Genomic DNA, 6,719 nt, shown 5'->3' on the forward strand with positions numbered 1-6,719 from the left:
AAACTTCCTACTACATCCTTAAGTGTTAGTTGTTTCATGCCCCTAACCCCATTGGGCGAGATTTAATCTTGTTCTTATCCGTTTGATCCATGATTAAAGCTGCGATTTCTAACTGATGTCTTCCCATATCTACTGCAATTTCAATGATGTTTTTATCTTCATTCCACATTTCTTTTAATCGAATAACTTCACTTTCATCAAATACCAGGTCCAACTCTTCTAAAGCGATATATAAGTTACGACGCGATTTCTTCATGTACTTCCTCTGCTGCAACGCCATTGTGTAATTCTCTTTGTCCATATCCGTTCCAAGTCTTGGCATCCCATTTTCCCTCCAGTTGTAATTGATGAATTTTTCTTAGTTCCGCCATAACGGCATGGCGCTTTCTATCCACCTCTTCAGGACTGCGATTCCCTGCTTCGCAAACGCATGTGCCAAATTGATACATACCCATTCCCATATCGTTTCTGATTACTCCAGTTCCGTTACATGCACACATCTTAATTCCCCCTTAGAATGGTAGTGCTTTTCTTCTGAAATCCTTTGTATCTTTGAAAACCAGCGCTTTAAAGTTATTGACGATACGCGATACAATTCGTTCGTCATATGCGCCTTCTAGACGCTCTCCTGTAAGGTTCGTCGCTTTTGTATTTGCATCTAACGCACCTAATTCAGCTCCCAAATCGTCGACTATTAATACTTCCGCTCTTACTAAACTTCGAATGATTGAATCCACAGTTAGGGATGAATCTTTATTGAATGTACTTTTAATCTTCCGTAGCAATTCGCCAACTGTAACGAAGACAACTGACTTCCCTGCTCCTGCAAGCTGATCTGCGATAGAGTAAGCAAGATGCATTTTACCTGCCTTTTCACAGCATCATGGGATTCCAACTAATCTTATTGATATAACTACATCTCCCTTAGTATCGTTATATTTTGCTTGCCAAAAAATCGATGTTCCACAAAAAAACATAGAAAATCTTAATACAAACCTGGGCTTTGTATATTTGTTTAAAGATTCGTTCGTTGATATCACGGACATTTTAGCTAATTATGAAGATGATAATGTATTAAAATTATTTGCCCTAAATAGACGTAATATATTTATTGATATGTACAATATTTTCTTGGAATTTAAGGATAAATATCCAGAGAAATTCTACCGATTCTTAGAGAATATAGCTAAAGAACACTATGACTATTTTGGGCACAAGGAAAATGAACAACATATTCCTAAAAATATCCCCCCTAAAGATGGCCGTAATAGAACTATAACAACGCTTTATATTGATAAACTGATAAAATGTAATGAAGAACTACAAAAAATATATAGTCAAATAAAAGATGTAGACGATGTTTGCAACGGAGTGTTTTTATATACAGCACTTCTTCAAATATTCCTCAAAAAAATCTTAGAGACTAGCTTTCATATCATTTGGTTTAACTCCATAATGCCAATTTTCAAATATGCACCAATTTTAAGTTTCGAACGAGGACGCAATCAACAAGGATTGTTTATATATCAAAATTACTTAAATTATATTGATGGCAAAATTGAAACATCAATACTAGCTCGTCAAAGAATTTGGCCAGATGAAATAATTGTTATTAAAAATAAAGAAAAGATTCTAAAAGAACTTGATTTCATAGGTATTAATGGAAAATTTATCGATGGAGATTATGATAATATAGCCAAATACATAACAAAAAGGTATCAATAAAATATAGATATGAACCATATTTCTCAATGAACAAAACAATTTAACATGGTAAAATATTATTTGGATGGGATTCCAATACATATTATTAAAATTAAAGTGGTTCAAGTCGGAGGAAGGCACCTTAGGGTGTCTTTTCTTTATCTTCAAAAGGACCTTCTCAATTCATGCGTAAAAACATAAAGGGATACTGACGGCAAAACGCGGATTTTATCTGCTAAGAATACGCTGGATTTCATGCAAGCTAAAAGAACACTTTGAACTGTCAAATGCCGTTGCGACAGTAATGTATGAAATCCAGCATACAGCGGAAGGAACGGAATTCTGGAAAAATCTTGGTATAAATGGCTTTCGGGGATTGGATAACTGCTGATAATGATGCGTTATGTAAACCTGACATGTATACTATATACATTCAAAATTGAATTTAAGTAGGCTACTAGGCATACATCCAATCTAAGCTTTAACCCTGAGCATAAAATTAGTTATAAGTCTAATTTCAATAAGGAGTGAACCTCGAATCATGGTATATATACGACAAATGCCACTCTATGCCCAGAGTCCTTGGGGTCTTCAAAATTGTTTATTTCGATTTACGTATCTGCGGCTTAGAAACGGAGACAATTTCTGGTTTTTTTTGACGACTGTTGGGCACGAAAGAATTTATGGCTATAGGTTTTTCGGCGGAAGATGGAATCATTATTCGGTTGCCATAAACGATATTGTTTCCTTCCATTGTTCTCCTCCGACTCCAACTCTATATTAAAACACTACGCCTGACCTTCGTAATCTGAACTAACTCATTAGATTTCCATCCCGAACATAAAATGTAGAACTTCCGAGAACGAAAATTATGTGAACACGAAAGTCCTCCAGCTAAACAATCTGGAGGACTTTTAATAGTCTTCTAAATACATTAAATCCGGATAATAAAGGCTTATGTTAACTAGGTGTGTATATTATAATCAATCAAAATTTTACTAGGGGGAAGATCCCAATAAGCTCTTTTCCACTATTACTAAGTAAATGGACTATACAAAGATGATGGAAAAAACCTTCTACGTTTTAATAGAAAGCTTCTTTCTTTTGTTCGAGCACTTTTTTGAATTTTATATAGCAAACAATTCGCCACGGAACAATGTAGCAAATGATAAAGGTGAAAAGTAACAGACTAAGTGTACCTGAATCGACTGTCGTAATGTCTTGTCGGATAAAATAACGTAAAAAGAGCATTAGAATAAAAGCCACGACAAACTTCCAGCTTTTCTTTGCGTAAATGTTACCATCCTCTCTAATTTCGTAATCTGAGAAAATGATAATAATCACCGAAAAGACAAGCCCTAAAACAACACTTACGCATAATTCAAAAAACGTCGGGTGCCCTAATTGGAGAAAAAATGAAAGTCCCGGCGTTAAGTAAATAAGTGGCAAGAATATTCGCACCCCACTTCCCTTGACTGGTTTATACATCGAACGAATCCTACGTAGTAAAATGAGCGCGCCAAAAAATAAAAACAAATAAGACGGCATAACAGTTTGCATACACATCCCCCTTTTGATAGTCTCCTGAATACCAATATACATATTATTCCATATAACTGTAAATACATTTGTTGTATGGAATGTTTTTCAATTCATCAAGAAGAGGGAGAGAGGCTGGTCAAGGTAGGAGTAATTCCAAATCTATAAAGCAAAAAAGATTAGTATTTCATTAATCTTTTTTGCTTTCGGTTAACTAACGATAGCTAATTTTACGTTAACTAACACCTCTTGTGGGGGCTAGTTGTTTTTTACAGTAACAAAGATGAGATTTCATTGTTAGAAAATGTCTAAGTGTATAAAATTCGCGTTTTCATACCATAGAATTGTATGATGAATCATTTAATATATTTTTGCTAATAACGCTTTATCATACTTTTACTTTACATAAATAGCACCTTAGAAATGTCTATGATTAATGGGAATAGCCTATACAGAGTTAGTTCACACACCCTTACTTATCGGTAGCTAAATTCCATTAATGATCCAAAAGGATTTATGAAATAAAAAGATGAATATATATTTAAATACAAATTCGATCTAAAGAAAAGTGATAAGAAGAAATGAGAGGGACATCACTTCAAATTAATTACACCAAGCATTTATAAGAACACTTTATATACCAAATAAAAAAGCAAGCAATTCCAGCGATCCGCTAAAACTACTTGCTCTTCTACTTATTATCTCTATTTTTACTCTTTAATGAATTCCTTCGTACTTCTCACTGTATCAATCGGGCGAACTAATTTTTCAATTTCTTCACGCTTTGGCTCTAGGAATGGAGGTAAAGATAACTTCTCTCCAAGTGTTTCATATGGCTCATCTCCCATAAAACCAGGGCCATCTGTCGCAAACTCGAATAAAATTTGCGGCGCCACTCTTGCGTATAATGACTCAAAGAAGTGGCGGTTTACATATCCAGATGAAGGAAGTCCAACGCTACCTATTCTCTCAATCCATTCTTCTAATACAGCGCGATCTTCTACGCGGAATGCGGCATGGTGCACTGTACCAAAACCTTGTTGCGCTTCAGGAAGAACCGTATTATGTTCTACAATGACAGATGCACCGTTTCCGCCTTCGTTCACTTCAAATAAATAGAATTCTTCTTCTTGAGCAATCTCTTTAAATAATAGAACTTTTTCTAACACTTCTTTGAAGAAACTAAAGTTCGCGATACGAATAAATACAGGTCCTAAACCAGTAATTGCGTATTCTAATGGAACTGGCCCGTTTTGCCAAGGTGTGCCTGATTCTATCCCTTTATCAAATTCATCTGAGATTAATTGATAGTGTTGATCATCAAAATCAACGAAAGAAAGAGTCTTCTTACCAAACTGCTCTTTAATTCCTGTATGTTCCACTTCAAGACGGTCAAAACGTTTCACCCAATATGCTAATGCCGCATCACTTGGAACGCGGAATGAAGTCTTTGAAATTTCATTTGTACCGTGTACTCCTTTCGGAACGCCTGGGAAATCAAAGAATGTCATATCCGTTCCGGCACTACCTTTATCATCTGCAAAGAATAAATGATACGTTTGAATATCATCTTGGTTTACCGTTTTTTTAACTAAACGCATTCCTAAAACATGAGTGAAAAATTCATAGTTCTTTTCTGCACTACTTGTAATTGCTGTAACATGGTGAATTCCTTTTAATTGGTTCATTTTATATTCCTCCAATGGTTTTTAAAATTATATTTTCTCTTCTATTACTTCTCTTCAATAGGTGCTAAATTCGCTTCAATTTCTGCTCGCTGATCTTCTAAGAACGGTGGTAAATCAAGTTTTTCTCCTAAATGCTCCACATCTCCATCAACTGTAAATCCCGGTCCATCTGTCGCAATTTCAAATAGAATTCCGTTTGATTCACGGAAATATAAGCTTTTAAAATAGAAACGGTCGATAATACCTGAAGAATGGAAACCTCTTTGTTTCACTTGTTCTTCCCAATAAGAAAGTTCTGCATCATTTTTCACACGAATCGCTAAATGGTGAATGCTACCGCGGCCCGGCTTTTCAGTAGGACCATCTAAATATTTCACAACGATTTCTCCAAAAGCTTCTCCTTTAATGGACTGAAAAATTGCTTCCTCTTCGCTGCGGCTAACCTCTGTATAACCAAACATCTCTGTAAGTGTACTCGCCATTTTATCAAGTCTACGAACTGTCATTTCCACAGAACCCATTCCTTGAATTTGATGTTCAGCAGGAACTTCTGATTTCTCCCAAGTTTCCCAATGCTCTACTTTTTCTCCGTTTGAAACGAGTAGTACAAGACGAAGACCTTCAGCATCCTCAAATTTCAAAGCAGTACGATTTGCATATGTTGTAATTTCACTATGTTTTACACCAAATTTCTCAAATCGTACTTTCCAGTAATACAAGCTATCCTCTGACGGAACGAGTAATCCAATTCGAGTAATTGCATTCGTACCGCGATATGTTTTTCCTACTAAAGGAATTTCAAAAAAACGATAGCTCCGTACCTGGACTTCCTGTTTTATCTCCATAAAATAAGTGATATATCGATGGATCATCTTGGTTTACTGTCATTTTCACGCGACGTAAACCAAGCACGTTTTTATAAAAGTGATTATTTTCATTTGCATTTTTCGTAACCATTGAAATGTGATGATGCCCTTTAATTTCATACATTGTTTATTCCTCCGTTTCATTTTACTAGTCAAGTGATAACTAAAAAATAACATTTCCCACAAGTAATATGGTTTTTAGCTTTTCAATTTATTCTCATTATGTTTTTGTAAATTCATCTTAGTTTTTACTGAATAAGTTACTTTGTTTTTTTAATCGAAAGCAACTGAATGTATGTTTTTCATACGACTCAATCACTTTCGTTACTATCACTTTACATCTCAAGTGATTAAAAAGCAAGTAAAACATCTCAAATTCGAGACATTTTTTATTGCATAACATTTTAGACTGGAGAATGGTGAATTTCTATATAGGATAGCGTCATAAAAATGTGGATTTACAACGCTAAGGCCACTTGCAACTAATGCAATCCTTATTTAGAAAAAGCTGTTCTTTTAAGATCAAATAACTTACGTTCTTGGAGTAACAACACGAGGAATTCTCGTGTTAGGGGATTTTCTTTTCTTAACTTGATGGCGATGTGGCGCTACTCCAATATGCATTTGATAATGGTTTAGTAAATATTAAAAACATTAGTGAAGAAAAGAACAGTCCATCTAAATTAAAGTTGTAACGCCATCAGCAAAACCAAACATCATCAAATCAGGAGCTTTCTCACCCTATGAAACACCTGATGGGCAACTTAATGGAATGAAAGGATACCTTGATCGTAGATGTTGGTGGTATGAGGTTAAGTAAGATAAGAGCCTTCTGATATGATCCCCTTATAGTAGACAGGAAAAAGAAAGCACATTAACCTGTTTACTATGGAGGGGATTTTTCTATGGGGAAAATTAGAGT

General features: G+C 35.1%; 5 protein-coding genes and 3 pseudogenes. 2 read left to right on the forward strand and 6 right to left on the reverse strand.

Features of this window, described 5'->3' with window-relative positions; genetic code table 11:
- Positions 1 to 34 precede the first annotated feature (34 nt).
- The 3 genes and pseudogenes from MR065_RS26595 to MR065_RS26605 form a co-directional block, all read right to left on the reverse strand.
- Positions 35 to 280 carry a helix-turn-helix domain containing protein gene (locus MR065_RS26595; protein WP_396022398.1) on the reverse strand — a complete coding sequence of 82 codons (246 nt, stop codon included), beginning with the start codon at positions 278 to 280 and terminating at the stop codon, positions 35 to 37.
- Complete coding sequence (locus tag MR065_RS26600) at positions 237 to 500, reverse strand: hypothetical protein (protein ID WP_242215688.1); 264 nt, start codon at positions 498 to 500, stop codon at positions 237 to 239. The genes MR065_RS26595 and MR065_RS26600 overlap by 44 nt, the downstream gene beginning before the upstream one ends.
- Positions 501 to 512: 12 nt before the next feature.
- Positions 513 to 869, reverse strand: a pseudogene (locus MR065_RS26605) (ATP-binding protein); the annotation flags it as partial.
- Positions 870 to 1,011: 142 nt separating this feature from the next.
- Here MR065_RS26605 and MR065_RS26615 point away from each other — a divergent pair.
- Complete coding sequence (locus MR065_RS26615; RefSeq protein ID WP_242215689.1) at positions 1,012 to 1,725, forward strand: hypothetical protein; 714 nt, start codon at positions 1,012 to 1,014, stop codon at positions 1,723 to 1,725.
- 1,062 nt (positions 1,726 to 2,787) lie between these two features.
- Here the strand turns inward: MR065_RS26615 and MR065_RS26620 are convergent.
- The 3 genes and pseudogenes from MR065_RS26620 to MR065_RS26630 form a co-directional block, all read right to left on the reverse strand.
- Complete coding sequence (locus MR065_RS26620) at positions 2,788 to 3,264, reverse strand: CcdC protein domain-containing protein (RefSeq protein ID WP_242215690.1); 477 nt, start codon at positions 3,262 to 3,264, stop codon at positions 2,788 to 2,790.
- Between the two features lie 689 nt (positions 3,265 to 3,953).
- Positions 3,954 to 4,931: a ring-cleaving dioxygenase gene (locus MR065_RS26625; RefSeq protein ID WP_242215691.1), complete on the reverse strand. Its 978-nt coding sequence runs from the start codon at positions 4,929 to 4,931 to the stop codon at positions 3,954 to 3,956.
- Between the two features lie 44 nt (positions 4,932 to 4,975).
- Positions 4,976 to 5,921: pseudogene (locus MR065_RS26630) on the reverse strand (ring-cleaving dioxygenase).
- Positions 5,922 to 6,497: 576 nt separating this feature from the next.
- Between MR065_RS26630 and MR065_RS26635 the strand changes: the two are divergent.
- Positions 6,498 to 6,617 (forward strand): annotated as a pseudogene (locus tag MR065_RS26635) (N-acetylmuramoyl-L-alanine amidase C-terminal domain-containing protein); the annotation flags it as partial.
- Between the last annotated feature and the right edge of the window lie 102 nt (positions 6,618 to 6,719).

This window comes from Bacillus cereus group sp. BfR-BA-01383 (assembly GCF_022663495.1).
Classification (GTDB): Bacteria; Bacillota; Bacilli; order Bacillales; family Bacillaceae_G; genus Bacillus_A; species Bacillus_A cereus_AU.

What these genes read in the sequence shown, in the direction of transcription:
- MR065_RS26595 (WP_396022398.1), bottom strand. Translation starts at nt 280, where the DNA reads ATGGCGTTGCAGCAGAGGAAGTACATGAAGAAATCGCGTCGTAACTTA.
- MR065_RS26600 (WP_242215688.1), bottom strand. Translation starts at nt 500, where the DNA reads ATGTGTGCATGTAACGGAACTGGAGTAATCAGAAACGATATGGGAATG.
- MR065_RS26620 (WP_242215690.1), bottom strand. Translation starts at nt 3,264, where the DNA reads ATGCAAACTGTTATGCCGTCTTATTTGTTTTTATTTTTTGGCGCGCTC.
- MR065_RS26625 (WP_242215691.1), bottom strand. Translation starts at nt 4,931, where the DNA reads ATGAACCAATTAAAAGGAATTCACCATGTTACAGCAATTACAAGTAGT.